Origin of the sequence: Dictyobacter vulcani, from assembly GCF_008974265.1 — a bacterium.
GTDB lineage: Bacteria > Chloroflexota > Ktedonobacteria > Ktedonobacterales > Ktedonobacteraceae > Dictyobacter > Dictyobacter vulcani.
The window spans coordinates 2,044,791-2,067,068 of sequence record NZ_BKZW01000001.1; the positions used below are offsets into that span (position 1 = coordinate 2,044,791).

A 22,278-nucleotide genomic window follows, 5' to 3' on the forward strand; every position below is an offset into this window, starting at 1 on the left:
ATAAAGAAAAAAAGGGCATGTTGCAGGTTTCGTTGCAGGTTTGCCCTTTCTGTGAAGCCGCCTGTAGAGCGGGTCGCAGGTTTGCAGGTTTTAAACCCGACGATCCGAGGAAAAAAACATTGCTTGCGTCAGCTTTTAATAGTAAGGAAATTTGTCATGCAAAAAATTGCTATAAAACCGCCCTCACAAACAGCTGGGGAACTAGAACCACTGCTAACTATTGCACAGGTAGCAGCAATATTAGGTGTCACGCGCCCAACTGTGTACGAGCTTATCTATAAACATGGACTACCAGTGGTCAGACTTCAAAAAAATGTACGTGTTATTCCAACATCATTGACCCAATGGTTGGCTACCAGAGAGCAACTAGAAGTGAGGTAGGGATATGGCTAAACGGGGTCATGGAGATGGTTCAATTTATCAGCGCAAGGATAAACGATGGGTAGCGTGTTTAGTATTGGAAGATCACACACGTAAGTACCTGTATGGAAAAACGCGAAAAGAGGTTCAGGAAAAGCTACGTACCGCTATTGCTGAACAGAAACAAGGCATACTTGCCACGGGGCCGCAGCAAACGCTAGCGGCCTACCTGGACCAGTGGCTTGAAACAGTTCATAAGCATACAATTCGCATAATTACCTATCAGCATTATGAGAGCTTGATCAGAAACCATATAGTACCTGGCATAGGCCATATCACCTTGCAAAAGCTGACGGCACAACATGTGCAATCCTTATATAATGACAAGATCAATGATAATCTAGCACCTCGTACCATAGCTATGATGCATGCTATTCTTCATAGTGCCCTTGATAATGCAGTACGCTGGAGCCTGGTCTCTCGCAATATAACAGATCTTGTTTCCATACCACGTGTAACCCGACGGCATGAAGTAAAAGTGCTAAATCCAGCTGAGGCAAAAAGATTAATAGAAGCTGCTGAAGGTCACAGGCTCAAGTTTTTATTAATCCTGGCTATAACAACTGGCATGAGAAGAGGAGAATTGCTAGCTCTTAGATGGAGTGACATAGACTTTGATCAGCAGATACTGCAAGTGCAGCGCACGGTAAACCGACTAGGCAAATATGGCTTTGTAGAAAACCCACCAAAAACAAAGTCAAGCAGACGTAGAATAGTTCTTTCTTCTATAGCAATCGATGCATTGAAAGAACACCGTAAAATGCAGGATGAAGCGCGTGCCCTGGCTGGTGCTGAATGGGTTGAACAAGGACTAGTGTTTCCTAATATCTTTGGTCGGTTTATGGATCCCAATAGGTTAGGAGAATTGTTTCATGGTCTACTAAAAAAGGCGGACCTTCCCTCTATGCGCTTTCATGATCTGCGTCATAGTGCAGCAACAATTCTTCTATCATTAGGAGTTCATCCTAAAGTAGTGCAAGAACTGCTAGGACATAGTACAATCGTTATGACCATGGATACATATTCACATCTACTACCATCAATGCAAAAAGACGCAATGGATAAGATGGATGATGCACTGCAATAGGCAAGTTTGCTGTCAAATATGCTGTCAAAAGGACTTTTTTTCAGGCTCTATATTTGTGAGGCAGGATATAGAGCCAATCTAGGGGGTATGTTTCCCATTGGGTCTTTACATCACATATACGTAAAGGTGAGTAGACACATGCATTTCGACATTTTCACACTTTTCCCTGCAATGTTTCAGGGACCTTTTACCGAAAGTATCCTTAAACGCGCTCAGGACCGCAATCTTCTGAGTATAGATCTGCATAATATTCGGGATGTGACGACCGATAAACACCATGTGGTGGATGATTATCCTTATGGTGGGGGCGCGGGTATGGTCATGAAACCTGATCCTATTTTTACTGCCATCGAGGCGGTCCATCAGGGTGGCCCGATCATTTATCTGACCCCCCAGGGTCGGCAGTTTAATCAGCAGATCGCCCATGAACTGGCCCTGGAGCCACGCGTTACCTTGCTCTGCGGCCATTATGAAGGCATCGACGAACGCGTCATCGAACACCTCGTTACCGATGAGATATCAATTGGTGACTATGTCCTGACCGGTGGTGAGTTAGCCGCGATGATCCTGGTAGATGCTGTCAGCCGTCTGACACCCGGCGTACTCACCGAGGGGTCCGCCAGCGACGAGTCCCATAGCAACAACCTGCTCGAATATCCCCAATATACCCGCCCGCCCGTTTTCCGTGGCTGGGGCATCCCTGAGACACTCCTCTCGGGTCACCACGCGAATATCGAACGCTGGCGACGTAAAGAAGCCATTCGTCGCACGCGTCAGCGCCGTCCTGATCTCTTCGCTAAACTCGACCTGAGTAGCAAACAGGACAAAAAAATACTGAAAGAGCTTGATGAAGAAGCCAGACAGGCTTTGCGACCACAACCAGAAATGCCTGAAGAATAGAATATTTACCAGGGAGGGATTTTCATGCTTGTAACCACTTATAATGAAGTACAGGATTTTTTGGCCAAAACCCAGCAGATTCTGGAAGCACAGGAGGCCATGAATAATCTGATATTGGGTATCAGCATGCGCCTGCGCGCTCAGCCAGACGCCTATCCCACTCCCCCCTTTCTGGCGACGGTCGAAGATCATGAAGAGTTAGTCATTGCTGCCTGCATGACGCCGCCATATCGTTTGATTCTTTATAGCCATCATCCAGAAAAACAGACAACCGCCCTCAAACTGCTGGCCGATTATCTCCACACCCAGCAGATCACTCTTCCAGGCTGCATTGGTCCCTCACAGGTCGCGGAAGATTTCGCCTGCATCTGGCAGGAGCAGACGGGACATGCGCATCATATCGCAACCAATGAACGCATTTATGAGTTGACGACAGTGACCCAACCGGCGACCACAACGGGACGCTTACGGCAAGCTACTAAACAGGATTATGAGCTGATCCTGCAGTGGATGCTGGCTTTCTTTGCCGAGGCCCATCTCAACGAACCCGTCAGTGAGATTAAACGCACCGTACCATCCAGACTGGAGCGGGGAGATTTCTTTGTCTGGGAGACCGCTGCTGGTGAGATTGTATGTATGGCCGCCAAGAGTCGCGAGATGTCCACCGTCGTCAATATTGGTCCGGTCTATACGCCGCCAGCCGAGCGCGGCAAAGGCTATGGCACAAACTGTGTGGCCGCGCTCAGTCAACACCTGCTGGATAGTGGCTGGCGAGCCTGTAGCCTCTTCACCGATCTCGCCAATCCCACCTCCAATAGCATCTACCAGAAGATCGGCTACCGTCCGCTGGCCGATATGAACGACATTATCTTTACTGAGGTCCAATAATCAGGGCGGTGCTATTGTTTATGCACATGAATAGCACCGCTACCAGTAATAACCGCAACAGGAGCCTGAGGGCTCTTGCCGATGCTATCAGTGTTGAAGTCGTTCTGGATATTGTTGCCTGAGACTGTATGGGTAGTCAACATCAGGTCAGCGTCAGCAGGTACAAACAGCTCAATGTCGCCACTCCCACTATCCAACTTATAGATGCCACTGGTCGCGAAGCCACCATTGAAATGAATGTTGCCGCTTCCTGTGTGCAGCACACTATTGCCCTGTAGCTGCGCATTTTGCAGCATAAGATTGCCTGATCCGGATTGTATATCCGCAGTTCCATTCAGCGTATTAGTCTGGATATCACCTGAGCCTGTTTTTAAGGCGATCGAACCTTGCAGATGGGTGGCTTGAATATCACCGCTACCAGTTTCAGCGCTGATCTGTCCACTGAGATTCGTCAACACAATCGGGCCAGAAGCATTATAGATATCCAGGGCACTACTGGCGGGAACTGAGATATCCAGGTCAATGCTGGCGGAACTAAAGAAAAAAGAGGCACTGCTACCATCAACGTGAACAGTGTTATCGTTACCATTCTGATCATAAGATACGTTTAAGTTATCAGCAAAAGCACCGACTGCCGGCGTATGCTTTGTTGGCGTCACCACGATGGTATTGGTGTTGCCCGGGTGAATATGCACATAGCCATGGGTATTCCTGACGTGCAGGCTGCTTTTGCCCGTAACTACCGCGGTATGTACTGCCAGCGGCTGACTGCTACTTGTTGAGGATAACTGGCCGTTGATAAGTCCACCTACTGCCAGCAGTACAAGCATACATATGAACACCCAGAGATATTTTGGCCGCCGCCAGCGGGAACGGCGCGCTGTAGCTCGATAGTTCTGCCGTGGTTCGGTGTAGTTATATGGGGCAAATGGTCCTGGCGGTGGCTCATCTTTGGGTTGAGGCTCGTAATCGTAACCTACCTGGCGGGGGTAGCTATTTTGTTGCGGATACCGCGACTGTTCAGACTGCATATTTTTCTTCTCTCTCTATAAAGCATGCAAAGGGCATAATCGTTTCAAGCTCACCAGTATTATAGTCAGCGAGTCCGCGACAGTGTGAGTGCTGAAGGAGCTATTTTGGCTCATCCTATCGACCTATGTCGATTGGCTAAGTGGCTAAAGTCAGATGTCCTATTGCACCGCCCGCGGTTTTCTATTATGCTTTTCCACAGGCAATACTTCCCTGGTGGGGGGATCAAGCAGGAGATAAGCATGGACGTAGAACAGTTGCAGACAACCAGTGTAAAGAAAAAGCATGGCCCTATGCCCTCACGGGTAGGATGGCTCATTCCAACCAATCCTTACACATGGAGCACATCGTTTCTCTATCTCTTTGAGCTTGGCTTTGGACTATTCTGGCTCATCACTATTGCGGCCTGGTGGCTGTTACCTATCTTTATCGTGGCGATCCTGGCGCTCTTCTTAATTGATCGTATTGAATACTTGCGCTACGGGGAAAAGACACCTGAGCGGATAGCAGTCCTGCTGCTGATCTTGCGCTTTGTATGTGTTGAGATGGCGATCCTGATTGCTCCCAGTTTAACCCCTATCCTCTATCTACTGTTTCCATTTCGTGCCATGCTCTATTTTGGCCGCAAGGCTGCCTATGCGATGGCGGCATTGATTGTAACAGCTTATTTTGCTTCGTTCTGGCTGGATCCAAGGATGAATCATGATAATATCAGTGTCATCTTCGCCTTTATTTTCTGCGTTGCCTGTATCTTGAGCGTCTCGATGGCGCACACGATGTCACTGGAACGCGAGAGCCGCATGCGCACGGAAGCACTACTGGATGAGGTGCAGCGTTCCCACCAGCAATTGCGCATCTATGCGCAACAGGTCGCAGCGCTGGCGACCATGGAAGAACGTAATCGGGTCGCACGTGACATTCATGATAGCCTGGGACACTCACTGATCGCGATCAATCTGCAACTGGAGAAGGCGCTAGTATACCATGATGCCCATCCTCAAGAAGCCCTCCAGTCCGTTGGAGATGCCAGGATAGTGGCGAAAACTGCCTTGCAGGATGTGCGGCGGTCCGTGCATGCGCTACGTACAGAGGCAGAACATTTTTCCTGCATCCATGAAGTTGCTTCCCTGAGCGAGCAACTCACAAAAAATGGATTGTCCGTGGACTTCACACATGAGGGTGATGAAAGTCGCTTCTCCAGACAAACATTGATGACGCTCTACCGCATTGCTCAAGAAGGCCTCACCAACGTACAGAAGCATGCCCACGCCAGCCATATCCAGGTCCATTTACACTTTGCCACAGAGCAAGCACGCCTGCATATTGTTGATGATGGTATTGGTTTTGATGCCACCACCCCCAAAAAACAGCAGCCTGGACAAGAAAGCTATGGCTTGCGTGGCATGCAGGAACGCCTGACGCTGCTTGGAGGAACCTTTCAACTGATAAGTGCTCCTGGTCAAGGAACACGTCTGACAGCGCTTGTGAAGCGACATCCTGATATCCCGGCCCCTTTCGAAGCCGTAGACACAAGCAGGAAATAACACAGATGGAGAGAGTTTGCATGCGCGATGAGCAAGCACCTGTACGCATACTGGTGGTAGATGATCAGCAATTGGTACGCGATGGCATTATATCTTTATTACGGATCATGGAAGATTTGGAGGTGGTGGGGGCGGCCAGAGATGGCCAGGAAGCCATAACGCAAACGATGACCCTGCAACCGGATGTGGTGCTGATGGATATTCGCATGCCCGGCATGGATGGTGTAGAAGCAACCCGACAAATTCTCCAGCAGCAACCTTCATGCTGCATCCTGATGCTTACCACTTTTGAGGACGATGAATACGTGCGCAATGCCTTACGCGTTGGCGCACGCGGCTATTTGCTCAAAGATATGCCAGTCGCGGACCTGGCCAAAGCTATCTTCGCCGCAGCCAAAGGCATCTACCAACTGGATGCATCGATTATCGAGCGCTTCATCTCACCGTCCAATCAACAACCATCAGTGCAGACAACACAACCGACGCTACCCCCACAGGAAAGTACAGGCAGTGGTTCGAGCCAGCAACCAGGACTCACCAATCGTGAAAGAGAGATTTTGCGCCTGATCGCTACCGGGGCCACCAATCGTGAAGTGGCCAGACAGTTGATCATCAGTGAAGGCACCGTGAAAAACCATCTGGCCCATCTGTTCAGTCGCCTGGGCCTGCGCGATCGAACGCAGGCCGTAATCTATGCACGCGAACACAACCTCATCTAAAGGTTACTTTTGGCCGGTAAGAACTACGGCGCTGGCCGGAACCCAGGCCTGACGATGATTATAGTTGATCTCATACCACAGATTCGTGGTACCATCCTCGACATATGTATAGCCAGAGACGAAGATGGAGCCACTGGGTGCATGACCGATCGTGATCGCCCCGGTCAGGGGTTTACCTGTAATCGGGATATCAGCGCCACTGGCACTGTTCAGCGTTACTGGTGTGCCCAATCCTTCTTTGGCTGCTCCGGGAGGTACATCCAGCCAGGCCAGATGAGCATCCGTCAGCGGACTGGGCGGATTATCCTTGCCATGATCAGATTCTCCATACCAGATCTCGTAAAGGGTATCGCCGGTACCAACCGGATCTTTGACCTTATTGATGTAATAGTAGCTGGTATTCGTCTCAACACTATTGGTCTCATCGGTAATATCGTTGACCCCTAATTGCGTAATTAGCGGCGAATGCGTGCTGGGACCAGTGTGCAGATAGAAGAAATTAAAGTTCGCGGTGGTCTCAGTCCCATTTCTTCCAAAGGGTTTCTCATCTGTTTTAGGCTTCAGCGTGATCACATTGTCGTATTTCTTGCCTTTGGGATAAGCGACACCTTGCTCGTGAATAAGCTTCAGGTAATAGGTCCACAGCCAGTAGGGGCCTGGATCAACATGGTTGGTAGCCAGGAGCGGTGATGGTACTGTTCCATGTGAAACAATATGATCATGGTCCAGCGGAATATTGTACTTTTTGATCAGGTAGGCCGTCAATTTAGCAGAACTCAGATACTGCGCGGCATTATACCAGAGATAACCAGTCGCATCATAACCGATATGCTCAATACCAATCGAGCGCTGATTATACCAGTAGTTACCAACATGGTAGGCGATATCTTTATCATGCAATAGTTGATAGACGGTACCATCAGTATCGATGATATAGTGGATACTCACTCCGCTATTCACGTTTTGAAAGACGCCCAGCGAAGCCTGCAGGTCACCCTCAGTATCATGAATGGTGACATAGTTGACTGGTAACACTGTGGGGCGATCGGTGGACTCATATGTACAGCCCGGATAGGTCGCCTCGGGTGGCGTGCAGTCAAATGACGTGGGAATAATGCAGTCGATTGCACCAGCATAATCCACGTTATTGTCGCGCGTACAACCATTGGGCAAGGGAGCAGTGATGGCGGTTTTCGTCGTCGCAGCGGTCGCGGTATGCGGCTGGACGTTCTGCGGGGCCAGCGTAACCAGCTCGCCGCTCTCGGTCTGCCGTGAGAAACCTGCATTCAAAACCGTGTATAACGCATCGGCATACTGTAATGCAGCGGCCCTCGTAGGAGAATGACTATAGGTAGCCGCGACCCCATACCAATCTGCCAGACTGGCAGGAAGTGTATGCGTGGGAGATTGCTGGAGCGCCTCATCACGGAGTACTGCTGCTCCACCACGAATATTGGTAGCCAGATCCTTCTTCAGCTTGTCGGTAGCAACACCGATATCCATGGCGGCTTCATCCAGAGTATCGCCATGTTTATTTTTGATCAGGTGCATACTGCCATAACCACCATCTACGCTCGGATAACCCTGGTGGTTATTAAATTGGCCCTCCATATAAGCCAGAGCTTTAAGCAGTGGAGCAGGCACACCAGTATCCCTGGAAGCCTGAGTGATCGCCGCATTGGCCGATTGAGATCCTATGGCAGGGCTGGCTTGTGAAATAGTGCCACCTGATAAGGCACTGAGGGTGAATGAAAAGAGTAAAGCCACTACTACAGGAATACCAATACGTTTAGATAAGGATTGTTGTTGCATCCTACTTTGAACCCTCCTAAACAGATACAATATACGTTGAAGGCGCATAGCGAGAAGCAAGTCAAACTGGCATATATCAATAAGCGAACCAGTTTGATAGATGGGGAATGCTTTTCCGCCAGAGCACTATGTTATGCCCTCTTGTAGCATAACATAAAAATTTATTATTTTATATTCTTTGAAGATTTTTTATTACAAGAACAACAAAAAAAGACGCCTTCTCAGTAGTAGCTGGGAAGGCGTCTTTTGGGTTGCGTTGCTTATTCTATCTCGTCCTCATCGTCGATAGGGGCGCGAGATCCAGCGCCGGGTTGGAAGCGGGAAGCCTGGCTGCGCAGGAAGTCGTTACGAGCCTTCTCTTCCGCCATGATGTCATCGGCTTCATCAGCCATACTGTGTCCATCACCGCCGCCGCGCTGTCCATGATCATAGACTTCGCGGGCACGGCCACCGTCAACGGATTGTCCGATAATACCACGCTGTTCCAGCAGGTCGATCAGGCGCGCTGCTCGCGAGTAGCCGACTTTGAGGCGACGCTGCAGGAGCGAGATTGAGGCGCGTCCCTGTTCTCGGACCACGTCTTCAGCACGATCCAACAATTCGTCCTCAAGTTCAAACTCATCATGCTGCTCAACCTTGAGTTCCCAACCTGGCTCAACTTCTGATTGCCGCTGAACCGCATCAGGATCCACACCAAGCTCCAGAGCATGCTGGATGATTTGCTGCCGCCAGAAGTCTGCTAACCGCTGGGCTTCATCATCACTCAGGAACGCGCCCTGAATGCGCTCAGGCCGTCCAGCGTCCGCTGGCAGGTATAACATATCCCCACGGCCCAGTAGCCGCTCAGCACCGCCCATATCAATGATGGTACGCGAGTCAACGGCGGAACTGACCATAAACGAGATACGCGTTGGAATATTGGCTTTAATCAGGCCGGTGATGACATCAACTGATGGACGCTGCGTGGCGACCACCAGGTGGATGCCAGTCGCACGCGCTAGCTGCGCCAGCCGACAGATCATGCCTTCAACTTCTTCAGGTGCGGCCATCATCAGGTCGGCCAACTCGTCGATGATAATCACGATCGCGGGCAGGTTATTCAGGCTAATGTCACCCTGCGCCTGCTTCTGAGCCCGCAACTTACGATATCCATCCAGGTTACGCACACCCAGCTGCGAGAAAAGTCGATAACGACGCTCCATTTCCGCGATAGCATTTTTGAGTAGCGAGACAACTTTTTCAACTTCTACCACAACCGGCGAGAGCAGATGGGGAATACCATTGTACATGTTCAATTCCACCATCTTGGGGTCTACCATCAACAGGCGCACATCATCTGGAGTAGCCTGCATCAAGATACTGGCAATGATGGCATTGATCATCACGCTCTTACCGGCGCCGGTAGCACCCGCAATCAGCAAGTGTGGCATCTTGGCCAGATCACCAACGCGCACCAGGCCAGCCACGTCTTTACCAAGTCCGATTGAGAGTTTGGATTTGATCCGCGCTGCGCCATACTCTTTGCTTTCCAGTACCTCACGCAACGTAACCAGGCGACTATTCTTATTAGGAATTTCGACACCAACGTAGGGACGACCGGGAACCGGGGCTTCCATACGGATGGTTTTGGCTTCCAGTACCAGAGCAAGATCGTTTTGTAAGGCCATGATACGACTGACACGGGTACGCGTCTCATACATAATCTGGCCCGATGAATCCCGCACTGGCACCATTTTGCCACTGTTCTCGTCAATCACCATTTGTGGTCGCCCGGTTGGGCGAATACCAAAACGGATAATGGTAGGTCCAATACTGATATCTTCTTCACGTACCTCAGCTTCAACGCGGAAACTGCGCAACGTATCCTGAATCAATTTGGCCAGGGACTCGGTATCCTCACCAAATAACTGCTGCTTGGCGTTATCGGGTACTTGCAGGACCTCCATTTTTGGCAACTGCCAGCTCGACTTGATATTCTGTAAATTGGCGTTGGACACCGCTTTGGCCACTTTACTATTATTGTTGAGCACGGCTGGCTTTAACGCTGGCGTCGGAGTACGCACAATATCAGGATTTACCTGCCTGACTGGACGAACAGATGGAGGCTCGGAACGCGGCATGGGCTCCAGCAACAAAGGCTCATCATCTATCGGAGGCTGCAATACAAGATCGTCATCCACAATGGTCTCGTCGCGGAACGCAAGGGGCTGCTGCCGCGCTCCACGGGTAGCGCCTGTGTGATCTGTGATATCTAATGGCTGAGGATCATGAACGCCACGTGGCACCAGACTAATCTGCTGCTTGTGCAGATTAATATCATTCATCGGATCCTCATCATCAAAGTAGAAGTTCTCGTCCTCGTAGCCGTATTCTTCTGGCTCGATGGCGATGGTCTTATCACTATAATCATCATAGCTGTTAAAGCCGTCATCATAGTAGATCTCTTCATCTACTAGCGGGGCAGCAACAGGCTGTGGCCTGGCCGCACGTGATGGCATCGAGGCTGGCTGCTTACCTGCACGCGAAGCAGCTTGCCGACGCGGAGGAGCCGGTGGTAGTTCCAATTCTTCCTCTGGCTCATCAAAATCCTGGGAATCATCCAGGGCGGCCCGACTTGAACTATAGCGGCTAAACTGAGGACGCTGACCGAGAAAACGCGATGGCGCTTCTTCTTCTTCTTCCTCCTCCTCCGCTCCACGCGGCACATCGCCAATAATGCGCTCGATAAACTGGTAGACCATCAACACATGAGCAAACGTGATACGGAATGTGAAGATCGTCACCACCAGAATAAGTCCAATTACCAGGACGTGACCAACCGCTGGAGGCCATCCAGAGAAAGGCATGGCCAGCAAATCTGCCAGCACACCTGCTGTCTGGGGTCCCATAATCAGTCGACTCTCAAGCAGGACCAGAAGGCACATGACAATCAGACCCAGCACCATAGAGCCACGCATCAATTTCTCATTGCGCAAGCTCTCGTATAAGCGGGTCACTGCGAACATGACAAAACCAAAGCCCAGCACATAGGCCGACCAGCCCAGAAATGTCAGGAAAAATTTGCCAATGTTGCTCCAAATCGGTGCCGCACTGAGAACAGTTAAAGATGCAAATAAAAGTAAAGATAATACAAGTAATAATGAACTAGAAATGCGCTGCTGCTGATTTGGAGACAAACTATTCCATCTATCCAGTATAAACTGGAAGATTGAAGCATTACCTGCACCCGCTGATGCCGAAGGAGTTCGTGCCGAACGCGCTGAACGCGCTGAGGCACTTTTTTTGCCTGTACTGGCACCAGCATTTTGTCGGCCGCGCGCAGCTTGTCTGGGCGCTGCAGCACCTCCACTATTACGAGAACCTGATCTCGGTGAAGATGAATTTGAGCGCTGTTCGACCCGTTGCGAACTTATCGAACCTTGTCCCCCAACAGCCCGGCTAGCGCGCGAGTAGCCACGATCGAGGCTGGGCACTACTCTATCGCCTTTACGCCTCGCCTCTTGTTTGCGGTCGCTGCCTGCCATGTTGCTGGTTCCCTCCTTTTCTAAGAGTCAGACAAGAGTATAATAGCGCAGATGTTCCATAGGCGCAATAGCGAATAGCTCGCACGTTCAATAGCAGAAATATGTAAAATCTATCTAGAGTGTATATCGATATTTCCAAAGCGAATAACCTATAAGCCTTTTCTAACATATGCGGGATCTACTACCAGGACTCACACATAATTTTTTTTGTTGGTGTGTTATTGTAATTAACTCTTATATATATACGAAAAACAGACGGAGTTCGGTAAGTATTTGCCTACCATATGGCAATATCCTATTATAAAAGCTTTCCCCAGACATAATATAACACCCAATGACCTTTGTCTGTATCGATAGCCCGACAACAAGGCTATTTCATGCGCCTTTTTGCGCGAGCAAGACAAAGAAAAGAGGATGGAGTTGTTTTCCATCCTCTTTTCTTTGTCTTTGTAAATTTATACTTCCATGACCATGGGTAAAATCATTGGACGACGGCGAGTTTGTTCGTAGAGGAACTCGCTGAGTGTGTGTTTGATCTTGTCTTTGACGAAGGACCAGTCAGAGCCACCGTGTCCGCGCTGCTCAATGTGATGGAAGGCATCCAGTACACGTAAGCGAGCGCTCTCCAGCAGTTCTTCAGAGTCACGCATATAGACAAAACCACGGGAGACGATATCGGGTCCTGCCAGAGGTTCTCCGGTCTCTTTGTCGATGGTAAGAACGACCATCAGAATGCCGTCTTGCGATAACACTTTGCGGTCACGCAATACGATCTGGCCAACGTCGCCAACACTGAGTCCATCGACGAAGACATTGCCTGATGAAACATGCTCTTTCAGCTTAATGCCATCTTCGGTGACTTCAACGATGTCTCCATCCTCGGCCACGACGATGTTTTCCTCTGGAATACCCAGCGAATAGGCCAGTTTAGCATGAAGCACCAGTTGACGATATTCACCATGAACGGGTACAAAGAAGCGTGGGCGCAACAGGCTGAGCATGAGTTTTAGCTCTTCCTGCGCACCATGGCCAGAGACGTGGACGTTTGAGATGCCCTGGTAATATACCTCGGCACCCTGGCGGAATAAGCTATTAATGGTGCGATGGACCATCTTTTCATTGCCCGGCACCGGAGTGGCGGATAAAATGACGGAGTCGCCCCGCTGGATGCGAATCTGACGATGATCCTGGTTAGCGATACGGGTCAGGGCCGAGGTTGGCTCGCCCTGGCTACCGGTACACATAATCACGATCTGATCCGGATTGAACTTGTTAATGTCTTCAGGACGAATTAACATACCCTTCGGCATGGTTAAGTAGCCCAGTTCAATCGCCATCTGAACGTTGTTCTGCATACTACGGCCGACAAACGCCACAAAACGTTCGTAGCGCTGAGCGGTATCAATCACCTGCTGTACCCGTGAGATCAGCGAAGCAAAGGTGGCAATTAAGATGCGGCCCGGCGCGTTCGCAAAGATCTTATCAAAGGAGTCATTGATGACTCGCTCTGATGGGGTGTATCCAGGTGACTCAACACGAGTACTGTCGCCCATCATGACCAGCACACCATCGTTGCCGATTTTTCCGAGCAGACCGAGATCGGCTGGTTTGCCATCGACTGGCGTGTAGTCAAATTTGTAGTCGCCCGTATGCACCACTTTACCGATAGGCGTTTGAATGACAATTCCAACCGCATCAGGAATACTGTGGTTGACGCGGAAGAAGTCAGCCGAGCAGATACCAAGATCTACATGGTCTCCAGGAGCAATCGCAGTCACGGATACTTTATCAAGTAACCGATGCTCTTTCAATTTGACATTGATCAGCCCTTGTGTCAGGCGAGTTGCGTAAATGGGGGGGAAATCAAGCATCGGCAAAACATATGGAAGGGCACCGACGTGGTCTTCGTGACCATGAGTAATCAGAATAGCGCGGATACGATCTTTTTTGTCCATCAGATAGGTTGTATCTGGGATAACCAGGTCGACACCAAACATTTCTTCATCGGGGAACATGACCCCTACATCCACAATAATAATATCGTTTCCGTACTCAACGACCATCATATTTTTGCCAACTTCTCCCAATCCACCAAGGGGGATAAGTCGAACTTTTTCTGTTGTCAAGGTATAAACAACCTCCTACCTATAATATAATGCACAATGTGCATGGGTTTGCGGTAATTTTTATATCTATCTCCACTCCTGCCTCTACCACAGGAGTAAAAGCCAAATTCAGGCAATAGTTTGCCATTTAGAGTGTATCATACCAGAGTAAGATGGCACAAGGGAATTGTTTTTATTCTCAGATTTTTCCAATGCTCATTTTTTGCCGCCGCAGGTGGCAAAAAATGAGCGATTTGTCTTACCGGCAGCGCTGGGTTCTCTATATTAGAACAATTGGGCTGCTGTTTTTATGCCATGAGTTTTCTGGTTGCGATAGTTCTTTGTTAGCAGGACTGCGACAACCAGTGCGCAGTCCTGCGGGTTATAGACTGAGTATTAGTGTCCGGTGGCGCGTAAGATGGCAAAAATGGCGATCACTGCAATGAGGATAATGGCCACGGCGGCAATCATCCAGTAGACGCGACGGGGACTGGTATCGATTTTTCCACCGGGGAGCGTCCTTTTGACGTGGGAAAGCTGTTCCTGGCGGCGCTGTTTCAGGCGATCCATGCGTTTCTTGCGCTGATTCTGGGCATTCTGGGCACGGTCGTTTTCGTCTTCATAGCCCATGCGCTCCATACGACGACGCATATCTCTATTTTGGCTTTCGTATTGCTGCTGCTGCTGATTACTACTTTCAGCAATTTGTTTGGGCTGCGTTGATTTCGCTCCCGGTACGGCAGTCCCACCAATGGCGGAGCGGTTACCTTTGCTACCACTACGCTGGTTTTTACGGGAAGGGGAAGGAGTGGTGCCTCCAACCATCTGTGAAATAGGTTGCTGCTTGCTCGTTCCCGACCCCTGCTTGCCTCGCGGTGTGTTCTCTTTTGCCATATGAAAAACCTCTTTTCTGCTCTTGGATTGGATGTGTCGGCTGCTAGGGTGCCGAGATCTCTTCTATGGTTTGCTCGTCAGAGGTATCATCTTCAGAGCTTTGCTTGTCAAAAGGGACATCATTATCATTGAGATGGTCTAACCATCCACTGCCAGCGTCTACGGATATATCATATTCCTGGGCTAAATCACGGCGGATGTATGGAACAATATGCCCTGAGAGTAAACGCCGCTCTTTAATGGACTGCAGATTTGTCTGTGCCTGCTGCCTGAGCACATTCATGGCCGCTTCTGGTTCTCCGAGAAGGCGCTCCAGGCGCTGCCACTCCTGCTGCAGACCCTGATCCATGCTCTGCATATGTGAGGTGGGATCGGTCCGTCCCATGGTCTCAACCACACGGAAAAGCGTGTCTTCATCGGCCAGACCCAGGTGCTCGGCCTGCAACAGGATACGCAAGCCACGCGCCATGGTTGGATGCTGCAAAGCGACATTGATCTCTGCGTCGTCGCGCATGCCGCGATTATTGAGATTGGCCGATCCAATCGTCACCCATTGATCATCTACAATAGCAACTTTAGCATGAATATAAATAGGACGATAATACACAGCCTCGTCCTTCTGTACAGAGGTTGCCAGTGTGTATACTTGCAGTTTGCCTGCCTCGACCGCCTCGGGAGCAAGTTCCCAGAGAAATTTAAGGCCGTCATCGGTAAAGTCACGGCCAACATTCGGATTGTCTGGCAACAACATCGTCACAGTCACCCCGCGATTAAGAGCATCGGCCAGGGATGTAAAAAGTTGCTCCATAACTTCGGTCGGCAGACTGACCAGGGGCGTCTCTAATCCAAGAAAGGTACGACGCCAGAAATATTGGTTTTCTAAATAAATTGAGCGTTGAGCCTGCGCAAAGGCGCGCTGATATGCATCCAGTATGGTCGAGATACCATCCTCAAGTGCAAAGGCATACGTGTTACGAGGAATGGTGCGTACAACCTGCATCTGAATCTTCTCTACCTGAGTATCTGCCTGATGTTCCTGTGGGGATGAAGGTTGTAACAACTCGGTAAAGGCGGCATCGCGCCGAATATGCAACGCATTCCAGCGCTGGCAAAAATTGGCCTCAACATCCGCTACGGCTGGTCCCTCAAAGGTGATATGCATATCATGCCAACCATACGCGAGTTTGCCATTCTTACCCACACGCAAGACATTATCATATACATGACCTTTGGTATCCCAGCGATCATGGTTACCATCTGGTTCAGCCATCAGGTCGATGCCACCCACAAAAGCGAACTGACCATCTACGGTGATGGCTTTCTGGTGTAGTGAAGCAATAGGATGCTCGATGGTCAGTTGACTATCATCAAGGACACACTGGACGCCAACCGCATCCAGCGTCTCTTTCACTTGTTTGGTGCCGGCTTGAAAAGGTACCTTGAGCGTATCCCAGAGTAATATGCGTACATCTACACCCTTAGAAACGGCATACCCAAGTACGTTGACGACACTCAACACTTCACATTTTTGCCAGAATTGTAAATCAGCCTCTGACAGGCCTTTATCTCGTAACCAGGAAAGGAGCACCTCTTGCTCAGGACTTCCATCCGCACCAGCGCGGTGGTGTTTTCCTCGGACCATTGGCAACTCGGGGGTTAAACCCCAACTTGCAATATAAATGGTCTCCTTCGCACTTAGAAATCGATGGCACATTTCCAGCATGGTCATGCGGCCATCAATTAAAAAGGCCAGGCGTTGCATTTCGCGGACCGGAAAGTCCGTTGGCGTCCACCATTCAGAATTAGTTACGAAATCCTTTTCTACACACATAAGCTCATTATCAACTTTCGCTTTACGACTGTTCACTCATCATGTGTCTGGCAATTCTGGTCGCTTCCTCTTTATCATCGGAAGCCAGTTCGCCATCAATAACCAGGCCCAGTAGATGCTCCTTCAATGGTCGCAACCAGGGTCCGGGACCACGGCCAAACATTTCCATGAGTTCGTTTCCATCCAATGGGCTCTTGATAGGAACACGCTTTGCCTCTTCGCTGAGATGCTGGCAACGTTCTGAAAGCTCCTGGACGCGCGCGGCTGCCCGATTGACTTTGTCCGCGCGATAACTGGTAATATCTGCCCGCGAAAGATCCAACAGATCTGGTAAGACGTCTCCGCTGTCGAGCATCAAACGGCGAACCGCTCCATCCGTCCAATCCGATGTATAAGCGTTGGCGCGCATATGCAGTTTGACTACCTGCGAGACATGCTGGATGAACTCACGATCGAAGTGCAGGTGCTTCAGAATGTCACGTGCCATATAGGCCCCGACATCTTCATGCCCAAAAAAATGAATCTTATTGTCCTCAACGCTCTTGGTGCGCGGCTTGGCAATATCGTGCAATAAAGCTCCCCAGCGGGCCACGGGTCGCGGTGAAGAACGCTCAACCACGCGTAAAACATGGGCATAGATATCTTTGGTGGATTTGCCGGTCGTCGCCTTCTGACTGACTCCCCGCAACTCAAGCACCTCAGGAATAATCCATGCCATCAAGCCAAGCTCAACCAGGAGATCGAGCCCCTTGGCGGGATGGTCAGACAATAATAATTTATTCATCTCATCGCGAATACGCTCGCGGCTAATCTTTTGCAGATTACTGGCTTTGCGCACAATCGCGGCCCGCGTCCCGGCTTCGATCTCAAAATCAAGCTGGGCGGCAAAACGGATCGCGCGTAACAGGCGTAATGGATCTTCATCGAAGCGCTTATCAGGCTCATTGCCAACGGCACGCAGAATATGATTCTCAAGATCCTGTCGCCCATTGAACAGATCGTGAATACGTTCGCTTAAAGGGTCCCGCGCCAGAGCATTGATCGTGAAATCCCGCCGCGCGAGATCCTCTTCCAGGCTATCACCAAAACAGACCTCAGGTTTACGGGAATCAGGATTGTAGCGTTCGGAGCGAAATGTCGTGATTTCAATGATGCTGTCATCATAGTGGAGACGCACGGTGCCAAACCGCTCTCCTACCAGGACAACGGCGGTTGGGTGTGTTGGGGCAACAAGGCGCTTGATCTCTTCGGGCCTGGCATCTGTGGCCAGGTCACCATCGCTGGATTGACCGCGCAAGAGCAGGCCGTCGCGTACTGTCCCACCAACTATATAAAGTTGTTTCTGCTGAGCGTGAAAGGTTTCCGCCAGCATTTTAATAATATCAAGCATACTAAAATCTATGTATCCGCTTCGTTTCGTTCGTAACTGCTGTGCCTGTTTTAATGACACAGGTAGCTACGGTCTTAAATTGGACATGGTAATAATCCCATCGCAAATCTTACAATGGGACTATTGTATCATGTTCAGATAGCTTCTTTAAAGTGGTCAGGAAAAAGAAACACGACATGTAGGTTCGACCCTTGCGGTCGATTACCTCGTCTCATTGACAAGGACCAACCGGGATACGATATTTTCACCTGATGGCGTTCCTGTTCGCGAACATCCTTCGTATTGAGGCGAATGGTTTCGTGATGGAACACAATCGACCGCAAAGGTCGAACCTACGATAGGCCATGCTTTAGGAGCTAGAAGGAATAGCACTGATGGTGGGATTGGTCATGGTGTCATCTATATTTAGCTCGAATAGCGGATGGTTGAGAAACCAGTCCTGACAGTCAAAGAGTTCCTCTCCTTCGGCGGGTTCAATCGGGGTATAGCTGCCATCGAAATGCAGTTCATGGGCGTTGGCGTTGTCGGCCAGCACCGGCTTGATCATTTGCTCCATGAGGGCGACTTTCATGCTCTGTGACTCGATGGGGAAGAGCACTTCGACACGATTATTCAGGTTACGCTGCATCATGTCCGCACTACCCAGATAGATCTCAGGTCGACCGTTATTGCCGAAGTAGTAGACGCGACTGTGTTCCAGGAAACGTCCTACCAGACTGCGTACACGAATGGTTTCACTGACACCTGGTACCCCTGGCCGCAGACTACAGACCCCGCGAATGATCAGATCGATTGAGACACCAACCTGCGAGGCCCGATACAGGGTGCGGATCACTTCAGGATCAACCAGGGCATTCATTTTAAAGATCAGGCGGCCGTTGCCTTTTTCCTGATGAATGCTGATCTCACGTTCGATACGGTCAATAATTCCTTTGCGTAGGCTCACCGGAGCAACCAGCAGTTTGCGGTAGGCTCCCTGCCGCGAATAGCCGGTCAATGAATTAAACAATGAGGTTACATCCATACCAATATCATGGCGGCAGGTAAACATACAGAGGTCTTCATAGATTTTGGCGGTTGAGGCATTGTAGTTGCCGGTGCCCAGGTGAATATAGCGGCACAAACCATCATCCTCTTTACGCACAACCATCGCCACTTTGGCATGGGTTTTCAGGCCGACCAATCCATAGACAACGTGCACGCCCATACGCTCTAATTCACGCGCCCAACCGATGTTATTCTCTTCATCGAAGCGTGCTTTCAGTTCCACCAGCACCGCCACCTGTTTGCCATTCTCAACGGCATGCAACAGGGCTTTGACGACCGGTGAATTCGAGCCAACGCGGTAGAGCGTCTGCTTAATAGCCAGTACCTGTGGATCTTCCGCGGCGGCACGGATAAAATCTACGATGGGATTAAAGCTATCATAGGGTTGATGCAGCAGGATATCGTGCTGCTGAATAGCGTCAAAGATACTTTCACTATTGCGCAGGAGTGGCGGCACACGTGGCGTAAACGGCGTATCTTTCAAATCTGGTCGGGTAATACTCTGCAGTTCCATCAGATCGCCCAATCCCAGCGGGCCATCAATCACGGTCAGATCGTCTTCGGTAATCTCAAGATTCTCTAGCAGCAGACTGCGGATGCGCCGTGGCATCGAGGGATTAACATTCAGATCCACGACCACACCAAAGCGGCGCTCCCGTACCTCTTGTTCGATATATTCCAGCAGGTCGGATGCTTCATCTTCCTGCAACTCGATATCAGCATCGCGGAGCACACGGAAAGGATATGATTCCCAGATCTCGAAGCCTGGAAACAACATCGGTAGATTTGCAGCAATCACTTGCTCAAGCCAGACGAAAGCAACCGCCTGAGGTGTGTCTGACGACACGGGAACCGGCAGCAGACGCGGCAACGCCGGCGGCACTTTAATGCGCGCGAACAGGTCTTCCTGCTCCTCATTCGCGGAGGCGATCACAACGGCGAGGTTTAAACTTAAATTTGAGATATGTGGAAATGGATGTCCTTTGTCGACAGCCAGAGGTGTCAGCACCGGAAAAATTTCGTTTTCAAAATAGCGCCGCATCGCCTCCCGCTGGAAGGTGTCCAGTTGCTCGTAATCCAGGACATGAATATGTTCCTGACCCAGTTCTGGCAAAAGCACTTCACGCCAATAGCGCCTGACCTCCTGTATCAAAGGAGCAAGCCGCTGACGCAAAGCCGTCAACTGTTGTTCTGCTGTACGTCCATCAGGACTGCGTGGGGCGGTACGCGAAACGATCTGGTCTTTCAGGCCCGCCAGACGAATCATGATAAATTCATCCAGGTTGGTCTCAAAGATGGAGATGAATTTGACACGCTCTAATAATGGATGGCGTTCGTCTTTAGCTTCTTCAAAGACACGGCGATTAAACTCAATCCAGCTTAACTCTCGGTTAATATAGAGGTCCGGCCTCTCTAGTGATGGGTGGTGGGTTGATCCACTGACTATTTGTTGATCCATAACGTATTCCCCGCTCTGTTGGCTCCAGTACCTGCCATATTTTATCATGTATTCTAAAAAGGTAGCAAACAGGCTTCTTGTTTTTATTGTTTCCTGAGATAACCGCATCGCATAAAAACTCCTGAAGTTATGGTGTATTCGCGCATATAAAAATCACATCATTTCGCGGTCCTACTCAAGAATACGGGTTAGCCTGCCGGTGTGAGACGATAAAGGACTTCGCCAGCATTTGGTACCAGCAGGATTCCTTCAGACTCGCGCTGCGCCCATCCCTGGGGATCTAAGCTGCGATAATCGAGATACCCGAGATTAATACGCCGACAACGCTCTTCTGGAATACCCGTGGCCAGCGTCACCTGAATCCGTGGCTTTTCGATGCCTGTCTCAGGATCATAGGTGCCGGAACCTTTAACATGGGTGCTGTGTGCCAGAATGCCGCCGGGTATATCTTTAAAACGTTCCCATTGCTGTAAGAAGTAGTCACGCACATGGTAACCAATACGGTCAATCAATTCTCCATGAGTATAAGAAACCTCGCTGATATGTGGAGCATAGATAATCACTTCGCCACCATCGGCAATCGCAGGCTCGGTCTTATACATAGCTTTGGCTGCGGTCCACAGGTCATCATAATGCTCAGATGCCATAGAGAGTACACGTTGAAAAGGTCGGTCGGTATAGACAATATTTAGTTGACCCGAAAGGTCGGCGGCCCGCTCAAACGCTTCGCGATAATTGCCACAGTAGAGTCCATGCAATTCCTGCCCTTGCATCACCAGGGCCAGGCAAAGCACAGGCACATCAACAAATTCGGCCGCGCGATGAATGACGCGCCGTACATGGGTATCTTTCACCCCAATGGTAGCCATGCTTGTCTTGCGCGCACCCAACCAGTGCGAGAAATTAATAATATCGGCCCCTGCAATACCAGGAAACAGGTATTTGGCTCCTCCTGAGAAACCGGCGACCTCATGAGGAAAAACCGGACCACAGATCAGCAACTGATCATAATCAAAAATCATCCGGTTGAGGGTCACTGGCACCTCATCGGTCAGGGTACCATCGGTCAATTTCCGGGCCTCTTCAGAGGTAATCACCCCGATAGTTTGCAGCGTGTCGGGATCGGACCACTGATGATTATAGACCTGTACATTTGGATATTGAGCTGCACGCTCCTCTTTACTGACACCCACCAGACGAGTAATCGCCTCCTCGGACATCGGGGGGTGCGTTCCTAACGCGATCAGATAATCTAAACGCGCAACACGCTTGCCTAGCTGAGCATACAATAATTGAAAGAAGGTCGGAAGTGGGGCAGTACGAGTGCCATCAGGAATAATAACCAGAATGCGTTTTCCATCCAGCGCCATCTCAGCAAAGGTCTGAGCCAGAATCTGTTGTATATCCGCCGAGGTCAGGGTTTGTGATAGTGAACCATGTCCATGCATAATCTAACAGCCTTACACTACTTGGATAATAAGTCCTGCGGTAATCGCTATTGTATCACAGCTTCTTAATATACCGGAGAAAGTTGGGACGAGATATCCAGAAACGCAATGCTTCTCTATAAGTGTAACATAAAAAAGGGCCGAACTCGTATGCTTGCAACTTATCTCTGTTTTACCTGTT

General features: G+C 50.0%; 15 protein-coding genes. 6 read left to right on the forward strand and 9 right to left on the reverse strand.

Annotated features, from left to right (window positions below):
• The first annotated feature begins 156 nt into the window (after nt 1–156).
• The 4 genes from KDW_RS35845 (at nt 157) to KDW_RS08645 (ending at nt 3,295) form a co-directional block, all read left to right on the forward strand.
• Nucleotides 157–381 (forward strand): helix-turn-helix domain-containing protein, encoded by a 225-nt coding sequence (locus KDW_RS35845; protein ID WP_151755585.1) that lies wholly within the window; start codon nt 157–159, stop codon nt 379–381.
• A gap of 4 nt (nt 382–385) precedes the next feature.
• A complete protein-coding gene (locus KDW_RS08635; RefSeq protein ID WP_151755586.1) occupies nt 386–1,507 on the forward strand; it encodes a tyrosine-type recombinase/integrase in 1,122 nt (373 codons plus the stop codon).
• A 138-nt stretch (nt 1,508–1,645) separates the two neighbouring features.
• The gene (gene trmD, locus KDW_RS08640; RefSeq protein WP_151755587.1) at nt 1,646–2,407 is read left to right on the forward strand and encodes a tRNA (guanosine(37)-N1)-methyltransferase TrmD; all 762 of its coding nucleotides are present in this window, start codon (nt 1,646–1,648) and stop codon (nt 2,405–2,407) included.
• Between the two features lie 24 nt (nt 2,408–2,431).
• On the forward strand, nt 2,432–3,295 hold the full coding sequence (locus KDW_RS08645; RefSeq protein ID WP_151755588.1) for a GNAT family N-acetyltransferase: 864 nt from the start codon (nt 2,432–2,434) through the stop codon (nt 3,293–3,295).
• Between the two features lie 11 nt (nt 3,296–3,306).
• On the opposite strand, the gene KDW_RS08650 is transcribed toward KDW_RS08645, so the two are convergent.
• Nucleotides 3,307–4,326 carry a DUF4097 family beta strand repeat-containing protein gene (locus KDW_RS08650; protein WP_151755589.1) on the reverse strand — a complete coding sequence of 340 codons (1,020 nt, stop codon included), beginning with the start codon at nt 4,324–4,326 and terminating at the stop codon, nt 3,307–3,309.
• Between the two features lie 240 nt (nt 4,327–4,566).
• Here KDW_RS08650 and KDW_RS08655 point away from each other — a divergent pair, with 240 nt between their 5' ends.
• Together KDW_RS08655 and KDW_RS08660 are read left to right on the forward strand one after the other, a co-directional pair.
• Nucleotides 4,567–5,868: a sensor histidine kinase gene (locus tag KDW_RS08655; RefSeq protein ID WP_162005059.1), complete on the forward strand. Its 1,302-nt coding sequence runs from the start codon at nt 4,567–4,569 to the stop codon at nt 5,866–5,868.
• Nucleotides 5,869–5,888: 20 nt separating this feature from the next.
• Entirely contained in the window at nt 5,889–6,587 is a 699-nt protein-coding gene (locus tag KDW_RS08660) for a response regulator (protein ID WP_151755591.1), read from the forward strand.
• Between the two features lie 3 nt (nt 6,588–6,590).
• Here the strand turns inward: KDW_RS08660 and KDW_RS08665 are convergent, their stop codons facing one another.
• From KDW_RS08665 to KDW_RS08700, 8 genes are all read right to left on the reverse strand, one after another.
• Nucleotides 6,591–8,399 carry an N-acetylmuramoyl-L-alanine amidase gene (locus KDW_RS08665; RefSeq protein ID WP_151755592.1) on the reverse strand — a complete coding sequence of 603 codons (1,809 nt, stop codon included), beginning with the start codon at nt 8,397–8,399 and terminating at the stop codon, nt 6,591–6,593.
• 260 nt (nt 8,400–8,659) lie between these two features.
• On the reverse strand, nt 8,660–11,923 hold the full coding sequence (locus tag KDW_RS08670) for an FtsK/SpoIIIE family DNA translocase (RefSeq protein ID WP_151755593.1): 3,264 nt from the start codon (nt 11,921–11,923) through the stop codon (nt 8,660–8,662).
• Between the two features lie 455 nt (nt 11,924–12,378).
• On the reverse strand, nt 12,379–14,049 hold the full coding sequence (locus tag KDW_RS08675; protein ID WP_151755594.1) for a ribonuclease J: 1,671 nt from the start codon (nt 14,047–14,049) through the stop codon (nt 12,379–12,381).
• Between the two features lie 375 nt (nt 14,050–14,424).
• Complete coding sequence (locus tag KDW_RS08680) at nt 14,425–14,922, reverse strand: hypothetical protein (RefSeq protein ID WP_151755595.1); 498 nt, start codon at nt 14,920–14,922, stop codon at nt 14,425–14,427.
• Nucleotides 14,923–14,965: 43 nt separating this feature from the next.
• Nucleotides 14,966–16,753 carry a phospholipase D-like domain-containing protein gene (locus tag KDW_RS08685; RefSeq protein ID WP_162005060.1) on the reverse strand — a complete coding sequence of 596 codons (1,788 nt, stop codon included), beginning with the start codon at nt 16,751–16,753 and terminating at the stop codon, nt 14,966–14,968.
• A 22-nt stretch (nt 16,754–16,775) separates the two neighbouring features.
• Nucleotides 16,776–18,143 (reverse strand): CCA tRNA nucleotidyltransferase, encoded by a 1,368-nt coding sequence (locus KDW_RS08690; RefSeq protein WP_151755597.1) that lies wholly within the window; start codon nt 18,141–18,143, stop codon nt 16,776–16,778.
• A 349-nt stretch (nt 18,144–18,492) separates the two neighbouring features.
• Nucleotides 18,493–20,649 (reverse strand): polyphosphate kinase 1, encoded by a 2,157-nt coding sequence (gene ppk1 / locus KDW_RS08695; protein ID WP_151755598.1) that lies wholly within the window; start codon nt 20,647–20,649, stop codon nt 18,493–18,495.
• Nucleotides 20,650–20,837: 188 nt separating this feature from the next.
• The gene (locus KDW_RS08700) at nt 20,838–22,097 is read right to left on the reverse strand and encodes a lactate racemase domain-containing protein (RefSeq protein WP_151755599.1); all 1,260 of its coding nucleotides are present in this window, start codon (nt 22,095–22,097) and stop codon (nt 20,838–20,840) included.
• Between the last annotated feature and the right edge of the window lie 181 nt (nt 22,098–22,278).